The organism is Arthrobacter sp. E3, assembly GCF_017353415.1.
Taxonomy (GTDB): domain Bacteria; phylum Actinomycetota; class Actinomycetes; order Actinomycetales; family Micrococcaceae; genus Specibacter.
Map to the genome: position 1 here is coordinate 26,782 of NZ_JAFMPX010000031.1, position 14,087 is coordinate 40,868.

General features: G+C 60.6%; 15 protein-coding genes and 1 tRNA gene. 12 read left to right on the top strand and 4 right to left on the bottom strand.

Features of this window, described 5'->3' with window-relative positions; genetic code table 11:
* Positions 1–19 precede the first annotated feature (19 nt).
* A complete protein-coding gene (locus tag JMA46_RS12895; RefSeq protein WP_207345749.1) occupies positions 20–685 on the bottom strand; it encodes a DUF6226 family protein in 666 nt (221 codons plus the stop codon).
* Positions 686–779: 94 nt separating this feature from the next.
* On the opposite strand from JMA46_RS12895, the gene JMA46_RS12900 reads away from it, so the two are divergent.
* The 3 genes from JMA46_RS12900 to JMA46_RS12910 all read left to right on the top strand — a co-directional run bounded on the left by JMA46_RS12900 (position 780) and on the right by JMA46_RS12910 (position 3,174).
* Positions 780–1,022 (top strand): hypothetical protein, encoded by a 243-nt coding sequence (locus tag JMA46_RS12900; protein WP_207345750.1) that lies wholly within the window; start codon positions 780–782, stop codon positions 1,020–1,022.
* A gap of 1,024 nt (positions 1,023–2,046) precedes the next feature.
* Positions 2,047–2,604: a hypothetical protein gene (locus JMA46_RS12905; protein WP_207345751.1), complete on the top strand. Its 558-nt coding sequence runs from the start codon at positions 2,047–2,049 to the stop codon at positions 2,602–2,604.
* 123 nt (positions 2,605–2,727) lie between these two features.
* Positions 2,728–3,174 (top strand): Clp protease N-terminal domain-containing protein, encoded by a 447-nt coding sequence (locus JMA46_RS12910; protein ID WP_207345752.1) that lies wholly within the window; start codon positions 2,728–2,730, stop codon positions 3,172–3,174.
* A 500-nt stretch (positions 3,175–3,674) separates the two neighbouring features.
* On the opposite strand, the gene JMA46_RS12915 is transcribed toward JMA46_RS12910, so the two are convergent.
* Positions 3,675–4,529, bottom strand: coding sequence for an inositol monophosphatase family protein (locus JMA46_RS12915; protein ID WP_207345753.1), 855 nt, complete (start codon positions 4,527–4,529; stop codon positions 3,675–3,677).
* 31 nt (positions 4,530–4,560) lie between these two features.
* Between JMA46_RS12915 and JMA46_RS12920 the strand changes: the two genes are divergently transcribed.
* The 5 genes from JMA46_RS12920 to JMA46_RS12940 all read left to right on the top strand — a co-directional run bounded on the left by JMA46_RS12920 (position 4,561) and on the right by JMA46_RS12940 (position 7,140).
* Entirely contained in the window at positions 4,561–5,184 is a 624-nt protein-coding gene (locus tag JMA46_RS12920; RefSeq protein WP_207345754.1) for a hypothetical protein, read from the top strand.
* A gap of 59 nt (positions 5,185–5,243) precedes the next feature.
* Positions 5,244–5,315, top strand: a tRNA-Arg gene (locus JMA46_RS12925).
* Between the two features lie 91 nt (positions 5,316–5,406).
* Positions 5,407–6,345, top strand: coding sequence for an EamA family transporter RarD (rarD, locus tag JMA46_RS12930; RefSeq protein WP_207345755.1), 939 nt, complete (start codon positions 5,407–5,409; stop codon positions 6,343–6,345).
* Positions 6,342–6,677 (top strand): YnfA family protein, encoded by a 336-nt coding sequence (locus tag JMA46_RS12935; protein WP_207345756.1) that lies wholly within the window; start codon positions 6,342–6,344, stop codon positions 6,675–6,677. Before rarD ends, JMA46_RS12935 begins: the two co-directional genes overlap by 4 nt.
* Before the next feature lie 40 nt (positions 6,678–6,717).
* The gene (locus JMA46_RS12940) at positions 6,718–7,140 is read left to right on the top strand and encodes an NUDIX domain-containing protein (protein WP_207345757.1); all 423 of its coding nucleotides are present in this window, start codon (positions 6,718–6,720) and stop codon (positions 7,138–7,140) included.
* 98 nt (positions 7,141–7,238) lie between these two features.
* Here JMA46_RS12940 and JMA46_RS12945 read toward each other — a convergent pair whose 3' ends face one another.
* Together JMA46_RS12945 and JMA46_RS12950 are read right to left on the bottom strand one after the other, a co-directional pair.
* Complete coding sequence (locus tag JMA46_RS12945; RefSeq protein WP_207345758.1) at positions 7,239–8,420, bottom strand: M20 family metallopeptidase; 1,182 nt, start codon at positions 8,418–8,420, stop codon at positions 7,239–7,241.
* 44 nt (positions 8,421–8,464) lie between these two features.
* Positions 8,465–10,357 carry an ABC transporter ATP-binding protein gene (locus JMA46_RS12950; protein ID WP_207345759.1) on the bottom strand — a complete coding sequence of 631 codons (1,893 nt, stop codon included), beginning with the start codon at positions 10,355–10,357 and terminating at the stop codon, positions 8,465–8,467.
* A 341-nt stretch (positions 10,358–10,698) separates the two neighbouring features.
* Between JMA46_RS12950 and JMA46_RS12955 the strand changes: the two genes are divergently transcribed.
* The 4 genes from JMA46_RS12955 (at position 10,699) to JMA46_RS12970 (ending at position 13,811) form a co-directional block, all read left to right on the top strand.
* Complete coding sequence (locus tag JMA46_RS12955; protein WP_207345760.1) at positions 10,699–11,517, top strand: amino acid ABC transporter substrate-binding protein; 819 nt, start codon at positions 10,699–10,701, stop codon at positions 11,515–11,517.
* Positions 11,518–11,579: 62 nt separating this feature from the next.
* Complete coding sequence (locus JMA46_RS12960; protein ID WP_207345761.1) at positions 11,580–12,239, top strand: amino acid ABC transporter permease; 660 nt, start codon at positions 11,580–11,582, stop codon at positions 12,237–12,239.
* Positions 12,226–13,059, top strand: a complete 834-nt coding sequence (locus JMA46_RS12965) for an amino acid ABC transporter ATP-binding protein (RefSeq protein ID WP_207345762.1) — start codon at positions 12,226–12,228, stop codon at positions 13,057–13,059. Before JMA46_RS12960 ends, JMA46_RS12965 begins: the two co-directional genes overlap by 14 nt.
* A 422-nt stretch (positions 13,060–13,481) precedes the next feature.
* Positions 13,482–13,811 (top strand): hypothetical protein, encoded by a 330-nt coding sequence (locus JMA46_RS12970; RefSeq protein ID WP_207345763.1) that lies wholly within the window; start codon positions 13,482–13,484, stop codon positions 13,809–13,811.
* The last annotated feature ends 276 nt before the right edge of the window (positions 13,812–14,087 follow it).

Genomic DNA, 14,087 nt, shown 5'->3' on the forward strand with positions numbered 1-14,087 from the left:
GGAAAGTGAGCTCCAGAATTTAGTCGACAGTGTCGGTGCTCTCCGGTGCAAGCTCTTGCCACGGTAGCCACTGCCCATCAGGGGGCAGTCCGGTTCGTGCTAGCTTCACGCGTTCGTCGGGCAGTTCGTTGGTGCGGCTGCGTCCTGATCGCCCACCGACCCCAGACTCATTGAGCTGATATTCGATCCAGCGTCCCGGCCAGGGATCGAATCGCTCGAAATAACCACCCGAGACGACGGTGCGCACGGTCCATTCAAGGTCTTCGGTCAGATTCTCGACATTGTCATCACAGGCATCGCACCCACACACGGGGAAGTGGAAGTCGTGGAGTGCGCCTGCGTGAAGGTAAACGCCGGGGAACTTCGTGAGGACAAATGTTAACGGTGCTGCTGTGCGATCGCGCGGCACGACCCGTACCGCTCGAACAACATCGTTTGGCATGTGGAGAAGATCGATCGCGACTACCGGGTCTTGCTCAACGATTACCTCGAAGGTGCTCTGTAGCCAGTCGATGAGGGCGTCGGCGACCGCGTGGAGAGGGGTGAAACGCTGCAGATTGCTGACACTGGAATAGGCGTCGTCAGGCTGTGGCCCTTCGTTCCACCGATTGCCGTAGTCGATGGGATGGCCCTGGTCATCACGGTAGATCTCTGTCGGGAGCGTGGGGCGCCGGTAGTCGCTCATGCTCCCACAGTAGCCGCCACCGTTCTTCTCACCGCGATATCCACCAGACCGTAGGCGGAACGTTCAGTGGGACGGCCGAGGGTTACAGTGAGGCATGACGCATGTTCCAAAGAAACGCACCATAGCAATATTGAGTTTCATCGTTGTCGGGTTAATGGTGATAAGCCTTGCGCTAAAGGTATTTCTTAACGGCGTAGAGCCTTGGTCATGGGTGGCGGTTGGTTTTCAAGGCCTGGCGGTCGTTATCGGTGTCTTGCTGCTGGTACGAGTTGTTCGCAGCCAGCGCGACGATTACTGGCGAGAACGAGGCAAAGGCGCCAGTGATTCTGGTACATGACAAGTCCGATGGGTGTTCGTTCCATAACTGGAACCTTGAGCGGGACAGCGAGTCACACCAAACCGAGGCAGTCTGTAATTGGGTGGTGGACTGCGTTGTATGTTCTGCTCGCGTAGTGTTGTCGGATGCGATCCAACCACGGAATGTTCAGCTGGAAAATGACACGCTTTCTCTTTTCCCTCGGTAGTTTTGTTGCCATGGCGGGAATTGCCCGAATCGTGACGTCGGGCTCGTGGGGGTACATCTGGTTTGTCCTGCTCGGGCTGGCTCTCGTGGTCCTGTCCACGCGTGGTCCATGGGATAGCGAAGCAAGCGGCCGCAGTCGTTCAGTTTTGGGGTTTCGAGTTCGTCAATAGCAAGTCCGTAGCGACATGCTGACTGCAAGCCACGGGTTAGCATCGATAGTCCGCAACTGGAACCCTCAGTGGGAACGTGGTTAGTCGATGGGCTGAACCTGTGTCCGCGTTGAAATCCCTGTCTTGGCGACCGATTCCCACCGCACGTGGGTACAGGTTTTAGCGGGCCGAGTCTCGGTGATTGCGACTTCGTCGAATGACAAGTAGTGCCAGGACAATTACCAAAACGGCCAACAGGATCCAGACTGGAATTAGCCTTGCCCAAGTGGGTGCCTCAACCAGTATCAGGACTACGTTTGCAGCTCCGAAGGCAAGCAGAAGAAGCCCAAACGGCCACCACTTGATGGGCTTTCGTTGCTGAGAATCCATAGCTAGTCCTGTCCATTTCGGGAACGAAAAATGAAAACCTGTTGAGGACGGTTCTGGCACTGTAGCAGCTGCTCTGATTTGAAATGCCTCCCACAGCCAGCGCATCACGCTTGTGCTGTCACTGTTAGTCGGATTCCACAAGGGAACGGTCTGCGGGACAGGATCCTCTTGGTGGCCGCGTGACGGTGAGAGTTGAACACACTTGTTTGGTCTAGACCCCGTCGCTCACGAGTCATCATTTTCTTGAGTCATTGAGGTGAGCGGGTGTTTTCGCCGTGCCATGGCGGTAGTGTCACCATATGCCCGCGATCATAGAGCCGAAAAGCGAACTGATTCCTGGTCCAGCCACAGTTGCTGCCCTAGTGGCGCAGCTGGTGGAAGGAACATGGCCGAGCACCGATGAGGAACGCGAGACTCTCTTCAGGCACCTCCTCTTCGAATCCGGAGAACGCTTGGACCACGACTCGGACGCGTCATCCACGGCGTCGTATACCCTCCTCACTGACCTGCCAGGTATTTCCTTTGCTTCATGGAATTTGTTTCACGGCAGGTTCATGAGCGTTCACTTCCACCTATACACGTTCCCCAAAGCGCGGGCCCCTGAGACCCGCCTGGGCCACCACGCAGTGTCGGGTATGTTGACCGATCTGTACGGCCCGCCGAGCAGGCCGTGGGAGGACAAAGAGGTGCCGCCCAGTATTTGGAAAGTCAACCACCGAGAAATAGTCACACATCTCTTCACCACGCGCGAGAGCTCGTTGATGCTCAGCATTTCTGACGGGGAGCTTGCTGTTGCAGCAGAAGCGGAGGCAACCCACGAGACCGGCAATTCAGACAGGATCGTCCCATCCCAGTAGCGGAACCGTCAGCGGGAACGCCTGATACGGCCGCAGCTCGATTAGCGGCCGGGTCACAGGACATCCTCCTCCGGGGAGGTGCGCCCGTGGTGTCGGCGCGTCGCGAAGACTACGCTTTGGGGCATGACCGGTTCGAAGATGTCTCAGAACTACACCGACGGTGCCCGGCGGGCGGTGGTCATGGCGCAGGAAGAGTCAAGGGTAATGATGCATGACTCGTACATCAGACCTGAGCATCTACTGTTGGGGCTTTTGCACGCTTTTCCGGACACGGTGCAGACGGCGCTGGGCGTCTGGCCGGACGAAATGCGTGATGCGATAGTGAGTTTCGCCTCCCCTGATCCGGAGGACACCTCAGAAGAGTTCCCGTTCACCCGCATGTCTCTGGAGGTCCTCAAGGCGGCGCAGCGCACCGCGCGAGAGCTTCATTCCGATCACGTCGGGATCAAGCACCTATTGTTCGGGGTGCTGAGTGTCCATAGCGACCGCCTGGATCGGGCGCTGGTCGCTGCGGGTGTGGATCGAGACAGTGCGCAAACGCGGGTAATGGCGGCGCCTACGCGGAGGTGACCGGTTGCTCCGAGCTGGGCAACAGGCAGCGATCGCCCGCCGTCCTATCCTCGCAAGGACCCGCAAGGGGTTTGTTCAGATAGGTATTTCTAAGAGTCCCGCAAACCGGTCGTTCACCGAAGTGTGCGTTGACGAAATCGAAAGTTTGCGAAACCGCATGGTTCCGCAGACAACACATTCCCGTATACCCCGCCCGACTTAATGCCCGATGAAGGTGCGCCAACTGCAACCCATCGTTAGTTGTGAGACACACCAGAAAAGCATCTGATGGCAATGAACGGCCATGCAAATGGCTTGATGGGACAGCAAGTAGTCATTTTGGCCACAGGCGCCCGCCACGCTGTACGAATACGAGGCTCTGGCCAGTACAACGGGTGGAGTGGCACGGCCGATCCACCCAAAACATGTTCCACCTGATCACAAAAGCCATAGTCGGAGACTCTCCACACCCCAAGCCGCGCTGAGGCGATGTTCTCTCACATCAGAACGCGAACAGGCGTTTACACAGGCGCAGCCACTTGCTCAAGGGCCGCCTTCAGCTGTGCCACTGCCCCCGCGGACCCGGCCACAAACCATTCGAGCCCATTGACAGGCACGACGGCGGTGTCCCCGCCGGCCGCCTCCACGACGCCTTTTCCAGGGAGCCAGTCCCAGGACGGGCAACTGTGCTGGAACCACACGCCCAGTTCGCCCTGTCCCACCCGGGCCAAGTCGCAGGATCCCGAGCCCAACATGCGCAGGGTGGCCGGCAGGACGGCCGCCCGCTGCCACGGCACCGCGGCGCGGGGATCAGCCAACCAGCCCGGGTGAATATAGGAGCCGGCGGCAAGCTCCCCCACCTGCTGCCGAGGGTCCACGCTGATCAGCTGGCCGTTACACGTGGCCTGATGTTGGGAGCCCCCCATCCACATCTTCTCTTCTTCTGGCTGATAGATGGCCCCGAGCAGCACCTCAGCGTGAGCGAAGTTCTCCGCCGTCGACCTTAAATCAGCACCGGAAACTCCGGTGACAAGGGCCAGGGCGGAACACCAGTAGGTTGAGCCGCTGGCGAAGTTGAACGTCCCGTCGACGGGGTCCACGACCCATACCCTCCCTGAGCTGCCCTCAAAACCTGCACCCTCCTCCCCCAGGATCGAATCCTCTGGGCGGGCCAGGCGCAACTGTTCGTACAAGAACTTTTCGGCAGCATGGTCGGCCGTCGTGGCGAAGTCAGCGGCGTTGGCCTTGATCTGGCGTCCGGCCTGTAATTCCTGGAGCCCTTTGGCGCGGATGGATACGGCCAGTGCGCCGGCCGTTCGCAGCAGCTTCGCCGCCAATTCACTGTCACTGGGCGCGGGGCTGGTTTCTGTTGCCATGGCACCAGCCTATGTGAGCGATAATGGTTCCATGGCTAAAACACCCGCCCAACGTGCAGCAAAACATGGTCAGGCTGCCACTCCGGCAAGCGTCCCAGCAGTCAATACAAGCACCCAGCGGTCCCCGCAAAAGGCGCAGGGCAACGCAAACTTGCTCTTGATCGCCGGCTCCGTGGCCAGTTTGTTCTTGTTCTGGTACTTCCACCTGTTGACGCTGAACCAGATGACAGGGCTCTCCGGTGGATTGTCCATGCCCGATTCCATGTTTTTTGGCTTCGACATGGCCCACGTTGAGGCGCTGCGCGCGGCCATGGATCCGGACGCGATGGGGCAGCTGCAATTTGTCCACAAAACGGCCGGGACACTGTTCCCGCTGGTCTTTGGCTTGAGTGCCATGACGATGGTGGCCATCAATGTGGCCAAGAAGTCAGTGCGATGGATGCTATGGATCCTTCCCTTGCTGTTCGCCGTCGTCCAGTTGTCGGCCAATGTGGCCATCGACAACATGCTCGGGGCGGAAAAGCTTTCATCGTCCGCTGTTTCCCTGGCCTCGGCACTGGTCATGGCCAGCTGGTTCCTTTTGATCCTGTCGTTGGCAGGAATTGGAGTGGCGTTGTTTATTGGCCGGAAGCGCAAGGCACCCTCCGTTTTGTAAGTAGGACACCTCGCCACCGTTTTTTGCTTGCCTGCCTGTTCCGCTAGGCTGGGTGACGCGCCTCTGTAGTCCAATGGATAAGACGGCCCTCTCCTAAAGGGCAAATCCGGGTTCGATCCCCGGCGGGGGCACTTTTTTATGGCCGCTAACGGTTGTTGCGGCACGGCGTCAACTCTTCTTAGTGCAGCTGACCCTCGGCAGCTGGGAATGGTGGGGAACTCGGTGAGCACTCGCACCACCGGATCCGGAGTGGCGGCATCCATCACGGCATCCGTCCTCTTTGCCGTCATCTTCCTGCTGGCCGGCTTGCTACCCGGGTGGGGTGCGGAGGAAATACTCGGTTGGCGGATAGTACTGACCCTGGCCATGCTGGGCGTCGCCTTCCCATTTCTTGCCACGGCGCGTGCCGAGTGGCGCGCCTTGGTGACACGGGTCCGACGTCGTCCAACCCTGATTTTGCTCGGGGCGCTGGCCACCATGCTGGTTGGAGTCCAACTGTGGCTGTTCCTATGGGCTCCACTGAACGACATGGCCATGGCAGTCTCCTTTGGTTACTTCCTCATGCCGCTGACCATGGTCCTGGCCGGTCGCGTGTTCTTTGCGGACAGGCTCAGCAACCTGCGCAAACTGGCCGTGGCTGCTGCGGCTCTCGGCGTGGCACATGAGGCTTTCTCTGCCGGCGGATTGCAATGGCCCACATTGCTGGTGTGCCTGGGCTACCCCATTTACTTTGTGCTGCGCCGCAAGATCGACTTCGACAACCTGGCCGCGTTTTCCGCAGAGCTGCTGTTAATGCTGCCCGCGGCCGTGTTCTTCATTCTTTCCGGCCCGCACGGACTGGGTGCCGACGACGGAGGCATGCTCAGCGGCGCGGGAATCCCCGAAGGGACGTGGGGTGTGGCGGCCATCGGCGTGCTGGGCGGGGTGTCCATGGCCACGTATTTGCTGGCCAGCAAGTGGCTGCCGCTTTCGCTCTTTGGCCTGCTCGGTTATGTGGAACCTGTGCTGCTGGTGGTGGTTTCCTGGATCCTGGGCGAAACACTTGGCTGGGCGGCGCTGCTGACCTATGGCCCCATCCTGCTGGCGCTGCTGTTCTTGTCCCTCGATGGCCGACGCCGGGACCCCAAATTGCTGGTGCGTGCCCTGGAGAATGCGCCATGAACATCACAAAAACCGTGGTCTTGTTTGTGCTGGCCGCAGTTGCAGAAATCGGTGGAGCCTGGCTGGTGTGGCAGGCGGTGCGCGAGGACAAAGCCTGGTGGTGGGCCGGCCTTGGCATTGTTGCCCTAGGCACCTACGGGTTCATCGCCGCACTCCAGTCTGATGCGAATTTTGGCCGTGTACTGGCCGCCTACGGAGGAGTCTTCATCGCCGGCTCGCTGCTGTGGGGCATGATCTTTGACAAGTTCACCCCCGACCGGTGGGACATCACCGGCGCCCTGGTCTGCTTGGTCGGAGTTAGCATCATCATGTTCGTCCCGCGCACTGCCTGAGTTCAACGCCGCTGTTCATGGAAAGACTAGGATTGAAGACGTGAAAAACGTTCTCAGGGTGTCCGCTGTTTGTGTTTACGATCCTGCCGGGCGGCTGCTCACGGTTCGCAAGTCCGGCACTTCGAAGTTCATGCATCCCGGCGGCAAACCGGAAGTGGGCGAAAGTGCGGCTGAAGCCGGTTCACGCGAGCTGGCCGAAGAGGTGGGCGTGCACGTTCTTGCTTCCGAGCTCGAACTCATGGGAGTCTGGACCGGAACGGCAGCCAATGAGTCAAACACCGACATTGAAGCCACGGTTTTCACGGCCCCTGGCAGCTGGGCCGCCGATTCGGTGCTGCCGGCTGCTGAAATCGCAGAGTTGCGCTGGATGGCCGTGGACCGGGGCATCGACTTTGACGATCTAGCTCCGCTATTGACCGAATACGTACTTCCGCTGCTCACCAGATACCCACAACACCCCTAAAACCGCACCCAACCCGGATGACCGCACCTTCCCTGCACAATCGCTGCTTCCTACCAGCGATCATGCGGGGAAGGTGCGGTCTTGCGGGAAAGAGGCGATCAAGCGGTCGCACCCAGGTGACTGAAGGCCAGTTGGGCCAAGGCAGCCGCTTGGTCACCGAGGACGCCGTCGTCAAAAACCACCCGCGGCGAATGGTTGAATTCTTCCGTGTCCGAGCCGTCCGGCGAGCAGGCCAGGAAAATAAATGAGCCGGGGACCTCTTCGAGCACCACCGAGAAGTCTTCCGAGGCCATGGCCGGGTTCTCCGCCAGCACAACCCGGCCCGGGCCAAACTGACTGCGCAAAGCGTCCAGTGCGGCCGCCGTCGTGCTTGGATCATTGAGGGTGACGGGGCACCCGACAAAGAACTCCACATCCGCCGTGCAACCATGGGCCAGCGCAATGTTCTCAGCCAGTCGTTTGGTTTCCACAGCCAATTTGTCAGTGGATGCCTTGGACAGGGTACGGACGGTGGCACCGAGCGCAGCCTTGTCGGAGATGACATTGAAGGCGTCGCCCGCCTTGAGCATCGTCACGGTGAGAACGATCGGGTCCAGTGCGTCGAATTTTCGAGTGGCCATGGTTTGCAGCGCTGTGGCAATTTCCATCAGCGCTGGCACCGGGTCAATGGCAGCATGGGGCCGTGAGGCGTGCCCGCCGAGACCGTTGACGGTGACGCCCAGCCAATTGGCGCCGGCCAGCATGGCACCGGGCCTGCTTGAAAAGACGCCCTTGGGCCCCGGCTGCACATGGACGGCGTAAGCGGCCACAGGCTTACGGCCCGTGGTGTCCAACAGGCCCTCGGCCAGCATCCGGCGGGCACCGTCGTGACCTTCTTCCCCAGGCTGGAACATGAACAGGACGTCCCCGGCCAGTTCCTCCCGCCGGGCAGCAAGCAGCCGCGCAGCTCCGACCAGCCCGGCGACGTGAAGATCGTGGCCGCAGGCGTGCATGGCACCGTTCGTTGAGGCGTACTCCAGCCCTGTCAGTTCCTCCACGGGAAGCGCATCCATGTCGCCGCGCAGCAGCACCGTGGGCCCGGGCTGGGAACCACGCAGCACTGCCACCACCGACGTCGTCGACTTCCCCAACGTGATTTCCAGGCCCAAACCCTCCAATGCGGCCACAATACGGGCTTGGGTCCGGGGCAGGTCAAGCCCTGTTTCGGGGTCGGCGTGCAGCTGGCGGCGCAGAGCCACCAGGTCAGGAAGCAGCGCTGCTCCGGCTTCGGTGAATGACATGGCGTGGGCCCCTCTTCGTCGATGGTGCCGGGCAGGCTCCACGGCTAGGTGTTGTCCGCCTCGGCAACGGCAGCCACAGCCTGGGAGAACTGGGTGTCGTGGAGTTCAGCGTAGCGGCCGCCGCGGCCAATAAGCTGCTCGTGGGTGCCGCGTTCCACAATCCGGCCAGCTTCCAGCACCAATATCTGGTCTGCGGAGCGGATGGTGGAGAGCCTGTGCGCAATGACAAGGGCCGTCCGACCTTCAAGCGCCTCACCCAAGGCCGCCTGAACGGCGGCCTCATTCGTGGAGTCCAAGGCCGCCGTGGCTTCGTCCAAAATGACGACGGCGGGCTGGACCAGCAGGAGCCGCGCAATGGTCAAGCGCTGGCGTTCGCCACCGGAAAGCCGGTAGCCACGCTCCCCCACCACGGTGTCAAGACCGTCAGGCAGCGCCCTGGCAAAGTCCTCCAGCCGCGCCCGGTGCAGCACATCCCAAATTTCAGCGTCGGTGGCTGAGGGCTTGGCCAGGCGCAGATTGGAACCGATGGTTTCGTGGAACAGATGCCCGTCCTGGGTGACCATGCCCACCCCTGCCCGCAGTCCGTCGAAGCTGAGGTCACGCACGTCCACACCGCCGAGGCGCACGGTGCCGGAATCGACGTCGTACAGGCGCGAAAGCAACTGCGCAATGGTGGACTTACCGGCGCCCGACGACCCCACCAGCGCGATGGTCTGGCCAGGTTCGGCGCGGAAGGAAATCCCGTGCAGCACGTCCTCGCCGCCACGGGTGTCGAGCACCGATACATCCTCCAACGAGGCAAGGGAGACCTTGTCCGCGGAGGGGTAGCCGAAGCGCACATCGGTGAATTCAATGCCGAGCGGGCCCGCAGGGAGCTCCACGGTGTGCTCCTTTTCGGCGATGAGCGGCTTCAAATCGAGAATCTCAAACACCCTGTCAAAGCTCACCAGGGCGCTCATGATGTCAACGCGGGCGTTGGCCAGCGCCGTCAGCGGAGCGTACAGGCGGGTCAGCAGCAGAGCCAGCACGACGACGTCGCCCGCGTTGAGCGAGCCGCCGATGGCCAGCGCGCCGCCGAGTCCGTAGACGAGCGCCAATGCCAAGGCGGAGACGAGCATCAGGGCCGTGAAGAACACGAACTGCAGGATCGCCGTACGCACACCGATTTCGCGGACGCGGTTGGCACGGGAGGCGAACTCGTGCGACTCGTCGGCGGGGCGGCCAAACAACTTGACCAACGTGGCTCCGGGGGCGGAGAAACGCTCGGTCATCTGCGTGCTCATGTCCGCGTTCAAGTCGGCGGATTCACGGCGCAAACCAGCCAGCCGGGCACCAAAACGACGTGCCGGCATCAGGAAGATCGGTAACAGCACCAAAGCCAGCACCGTCACGAGCCAGGACGTGTTCAGCATGACAATAAGCGTCAAAATCAGCTGCACCGAGTTGGAAACGATTCCGGAGAGCGTGCCGCTGAAGGCCTGCTGGGCGCCAATGACATCACTATTGAGCCGGCTCACCAGCGCACCGGTGCGGGTGCGGGTGAAGAACGCGATGGGCATGCGCTGGACGTGGTCGAAGACCGCGGTGCGTAGATCCAGAATGACGCCTTCGCCCAAGTTCGCCGAAATCCAGCGAATCACCAGGGAAAGGCCGGCATCCAGAACAGCCACGATGGCGATCAGCACGGCCAGCCGCACCACCACGTCGACGGCAGTTTTGGCGACAATGGCGTCCACCACCTGCCCTGCGAGAACGGGGGTGGCCACTGCCAGCGCCGCCGAAATCACCGACAGCACGACGAAAATCAGCAGCTTGCGGCCGTACGGTTTGGCGAACAGGACGGTCCGGCGCAGGGTGTCCTTGGAGATGCCGCCATTGCTTTTGTCCGAGCGCATGGAACTCCAAAGTGAACTCCAGGCTGCTCCTTCCATGCTCATGCGTGTGATCCTTCAATCTTTAAGGGGGCAAGCTACAAGCTTAAGCCCCGTACCCATCGCTAAAATTCCCGGCGGGCGCTGACACTGCCAAATCCATCAGGAACGACGCCGGGCTGGCGCCACCCGGCGCTAGCCCATCTTCCGCAGGTGCGTCAAGTCACACCGGTAACGTAGGCGTAACACAATGAAATATTTCCTCTTGTGTTCCGACGCTCCAGTGATAGCGTCCAACTACCGGTTGTGCCGCGCCCCATAGTTTCGCGACTGTCCCAAGAACTACCACAGCCCCAAGAACCACCACAGAACCAGAGCAGCACCTTCACAGCAAAGGAACACACACCATGAAACGTCGCAGCCTTGGACTCGTTGGCCTCCTCGCAGCAGCATCGCTGGCACTTGCTGCCTGCGGCGGCACCACCGCACCCACCGCATCCACCGACTCCGCAGGCGGGGACACTTCGCTGAGCAGCGTCAAGGACGCCGGAACCATTGTGTTTGCCACAGAGGGCACCTACAAGCCGTTCAGCTTCCACGAAGGCGGGGCGGGTGCACTGACGGGATACGACGTCGATGTGGCCACGGCCGTCGCCGGCAAGCTCGGCGTCAAGGCCAAGTTTGAGGAAACCCAATTCGACTCGATCTTTGCCGGTCTTGAAGCCAAGCGCTTTGACGCCGTCGCCAACCAGGTGACGATAAACCCCAGCCGCCAGGAAAAGTACAGCCTTTCCACCCCTTACACGGTCTCCCGGGGCGTGATTGTCACTAAGGACAGCACCACCGACATCACCTCCTTTGCCGATCTCAAAGGCAAGACCACGGCGCAGTCGCTGACAAGCAACTGGTACACCCTCGCCGTTGACAGCGGCGCCAAGGTGGAGTCTGTCGAAGGCTGGGCACAGTCAGTCTCCTTGCTCAAGGACGGCCGGGTGGACGCGATCGTCAATGACAAGCTCACCTTCCTCGACTACGAGCACAACACACCCAACTCCGGGCTGAAGATCGCCGCAACCACCAAGGACACCTCCGAGTCCGCCTTTGCCTTCCGCAAGGGTTCAACGGCGCTGACCGATGCGGTGGACAAAGCCATTGCCGAACTACAGGCCGACGGCACCTTGAAGACGCTGAGCGAAAAGTACTTTGGCCAGGATGTCAGCAAGTAGCCACGCCGGGCATTCGACCAGCTGCCCCTCACCAACCCGCTCACCCGGGCTAAGGTTCAGCCATGGACTTTAACCTCTTTTGGAGTTCCCTGGGCCCGCTGCTTCTGGGCGCCATCCAAGGTACCATCCCGCTGGCGCTGGCCTCCTTTGCACTGGGACTGCTGCTCGCCCTCGTCGTGGCAATCATGCGTATCAGCTCCAACAAGCTGGTCAGCGGCCTGGGCAGGGTGTACGTTTCCGTGATCCGCGGAACGCCGCTGCTGGTCCAACTGTTCGTGATCTTCTACGGACTCCCGGCAGTCGGGGTGAAGATCGATCCCTGGCCCAGCGCCATCATCGCCTTCTCACTGAACGTGGGCGGCTATGCAGCGGAAGTCATTCGGGCTGCCATCCTGTCCGTGCCACGCGGCCAGTGGGAAGCCGGGCATATGATCGGCATGTCCCGCAACCAGGCCCTGCTGCGCATCATCCTGCCCCAGGCTGCCCGCGTTTCCGTCCCACCGTTGTCCAACACGTTCATTTCGCTCGTGAAGGACACCTCCCTGGCTTCCCTGATTCTTGTCACAGAGATGTTCCGGGTGGCCCAGCAGGTGGCGGCCTTCAGTCAGGAATTCATGCTGCTCTACCTTGAAGCGGCCGCCATTTACTGGGTCATCTGCCTTGTGCTGTCAACGGCCCAGACGCGTGTGGAAAAGAGGTTGGACCGCTATGTTGCCCACTGACAAATTGCCCGTTGAGCCCGTCCTGCAGGTCCGCGGCCTGAGCAAGTCCTTCGGAAGTAATCAGGTGCTGCGTGGCATTGACTTGGAGGTGCCGCGCGGCAAGGTGGTGGCGCTCATCGGCCCCTCCGGCTCGGGCAAGACCACCATCTTGCGTTCTCTCAACGGCCTTGAAACGCCCGACGCCGGAGCTGTCACCATGGGTGCCCGCGACGCTGCTCCTTCGGGCCGCAAAGGCGCAGAAAAACCGTTGACCGTGGACTTTGGCGCCGCCAGCCCTTCCAAAAAAGAGCGCGCCAGGCAGCTTGCCGCCCTGCGCGACCGCAGCGCCATGGTGTTCCAGCACTACAACCTTTTCCCGCACAAGACCGTGCTGGAAAACGTCATCGAGGGCCCCGTCTACGTGCAAAAGCGGCCCCGCGCCGAGGCCGTGGCAGAGGCGGAGGCTTTGCTGGCACGGGTGGGACTACTGGAAAAGAAGGATGCCCACCCGTTCGAACTTTCCGGCGGCCAGCAGCAACGCGTGGGTATTGTGCGAGCGTTGGCGCTTAAACCACAGCTGCTTCTCTTTGACGAGCCGACATCAGCCCTTGACCCCGAGCTGGTGGACGACGTCTTGGCCGTCATCAAGGAACTGGCCGAGGAAGGCTGGACCATGGTCATCGTCACGCACGAGCTCGCCTTCGCACGTCAAACGGCCGACGAAGTGGTCTTCATGGACGACGGCGTGGTGGTGGAGCGCGGACCGGCCAGCCAGGTTTTGCGCAACCCGAAGGAAGAGCGAACACAGGCGTTTGTGCGCCGCCTGCTGCACGAAATCTAGGGGGAATCCCGGAACCAAAGGGAAGTCTGGCCGGCTTTGGAACTGACAACCATTGTTTGGTTCCGCCATACCGAATGGACGCACTGGTCGAATTCACGACGCAGCCCTTGGAATTCGCTGTGTTTGATTGCCCAACGAATCCGTCGTTGACCACGTCAGCCACGGCTACAACTGTGTTTCTGACAGTGTCGAGGTGAGGTAGTCACACCCAGGCAGTCACACCCATGGAGTGTTGTAGCCACATTGGGTGACATTTTCACAAAAAGTGACAACCAGCCTTGGTTGCTGGATTCGCCAGGCATAGATTCCTTCTTTCAGGGGAGTGAAAAATCATGGGGATACGTCCGGATGTCCACGCAGATTCAGACTTGGCATGATGCCCGCTTCCGTCCACACCAGAAAAACGGAATTTAGGGGAACTGATGAAAACGACGATCAAACTGCTCAGAATAGCGCTCGTGCTGTCCTCAAGTGTGGCTCTCACAGCTTGCGGCAGTACGCCGAAAATCGCGGGTAACTGGATCACCGACGATGGTCGATGCCAAGGCATGTATTACAACGGCACAACGCCCTTGGACATTGGCGGTGGGATGACTTGTTCGCTGGGCTCCAAGAAGGACACTAACGGACGATACGCCTTGGTAGTATCCCAACCGCCGAACCAGGCAAGCTATTCGGTCGATTTCACGGGCTCTGACACCGCTGTCGTCTATTCCGGATCAACAAAGATCTACACAATGACCCGGCGGTGAGCCCTCACAGTGGGCGAGCTGTCTGAGGAAGCAGCCGGCACAACCATCAGTCCACGGGCAGTTTGACCCATCGCCAGCACCGCGGTAGTAACGTATGTTGGTACAAAGTTTCTCCCAATGCCCACGGTGCCGGGCGCACCAACCTTGTCCCTAGTAGTACTTTGTTAGGTTGGGGGTGGCCGTTGGCAGGCGGGACAGCGGTCGAGCATGCCGATGATGATTTCCTGGAGGGCTTTTAGGACGCCGTAAAGACTGTGTCCACCGCTTGAACTTTTG

What these genes read in the sequence shown, in the direction of transcription:
- JMA46_RS12900 (WP_207345750.1), top strand. Translation starts at nt 780, where the DNA reads ATGACGCATGTTCCAAAGAAACGCACCATAGCAATATTGAGTTTCATC.
- JMA46_RS12955 (WP_207345760.1), top strand. Translation starts at nt 10,699, where the DNA reads ATGAAACGTCGCAGCCTTGGACTCGTTGGCCTCCTCGCAGCAGCATCG.
- JMA46_RS12970 (WP_207345763.1), top strand. Translation starts at nt 13,482, where the DNA reads ATGAAAACGACGATCAAACTGCTCAGAATAGCGCTCGTGCTGTCCTCA.
- JMA46_RS12895 (WP_207345749.1), bottom strand. Translation starts at nt 685, where the DNA reads ATGAGCGACTACCGGCGCCCCACGCTCCCGACAGAGATCTACCGTGAT.
- JMA46_RS12950 (WP_207345759.1), bottom strand. Translation starts at nt 10,357, where the DNA reads ATGAGCATGGAAGGAGCAGCCTGGAGTTCACTTTGGAGTTCCATGCGC.
- JMA46_RS12920 (WP_207345754.1), top strand. Translation starts at nt 4,561, where the DNA reads ATGGCTAAAACACCCGCCCAACGTGCAGCAAAACATGGTCAGGCTGCC.
- JMA46_RS12910 (WP_207345752.1), top strand. Translation starts at nt 2,728, where the DNA reads ATGACCGGTTCGAAGATGTCTCAGAACTACACCGACGGTGCCCGGCGG.
- JMA46_RS12905 (WP_207345751.1), top strand. Translation starts at nt 2,047, where the DNA reads ATGCCCGCGATCATAGAGCCGAAAAGCGAACTGATTCCTGGTCCAGCC.
- JMA46_RS12935 (WP_207345756.1), top strand. Translation starts at nt 6,342, where the DNA reads ATGAACATCACAAAAACCGTGGTCTTGTTTGTGCTGGCCGCAGTTGCA.
- JMA46_RS12945 (WP_207345758.1), bottom strand. Translation starts at nt 8,420, where the DNA reads ATGTCATTCACCGAAGCCGGAGCAGCGCTGCTTCCTGACCTGGTGGCT.
- JMA46_RS12965 (WP_207345762.1), top strand. Translation starts at nt 12,226, where the DNA reads ATGTTGCCCACTGACAAATTGCCCGTTGAGCCCGTCCTGCAGGTCCGC.
- JMA46_RS12960 (WP_207345761.1), top strand. Translation starts at nt 11,580, where the DNA reads ATGGACTTTAACCTCTTTTGGAGTTCCCTGGGCCCGCTGCTTCTGGGC.
- JMA46_RS12915 (WP_207345753.1), bottom strand. Translation starts at nt 4,529, where the DNA reads ATGGCAACAGAAACCAGCCCCGCGCCCAGTGACAGTGAATTGGCGGCG.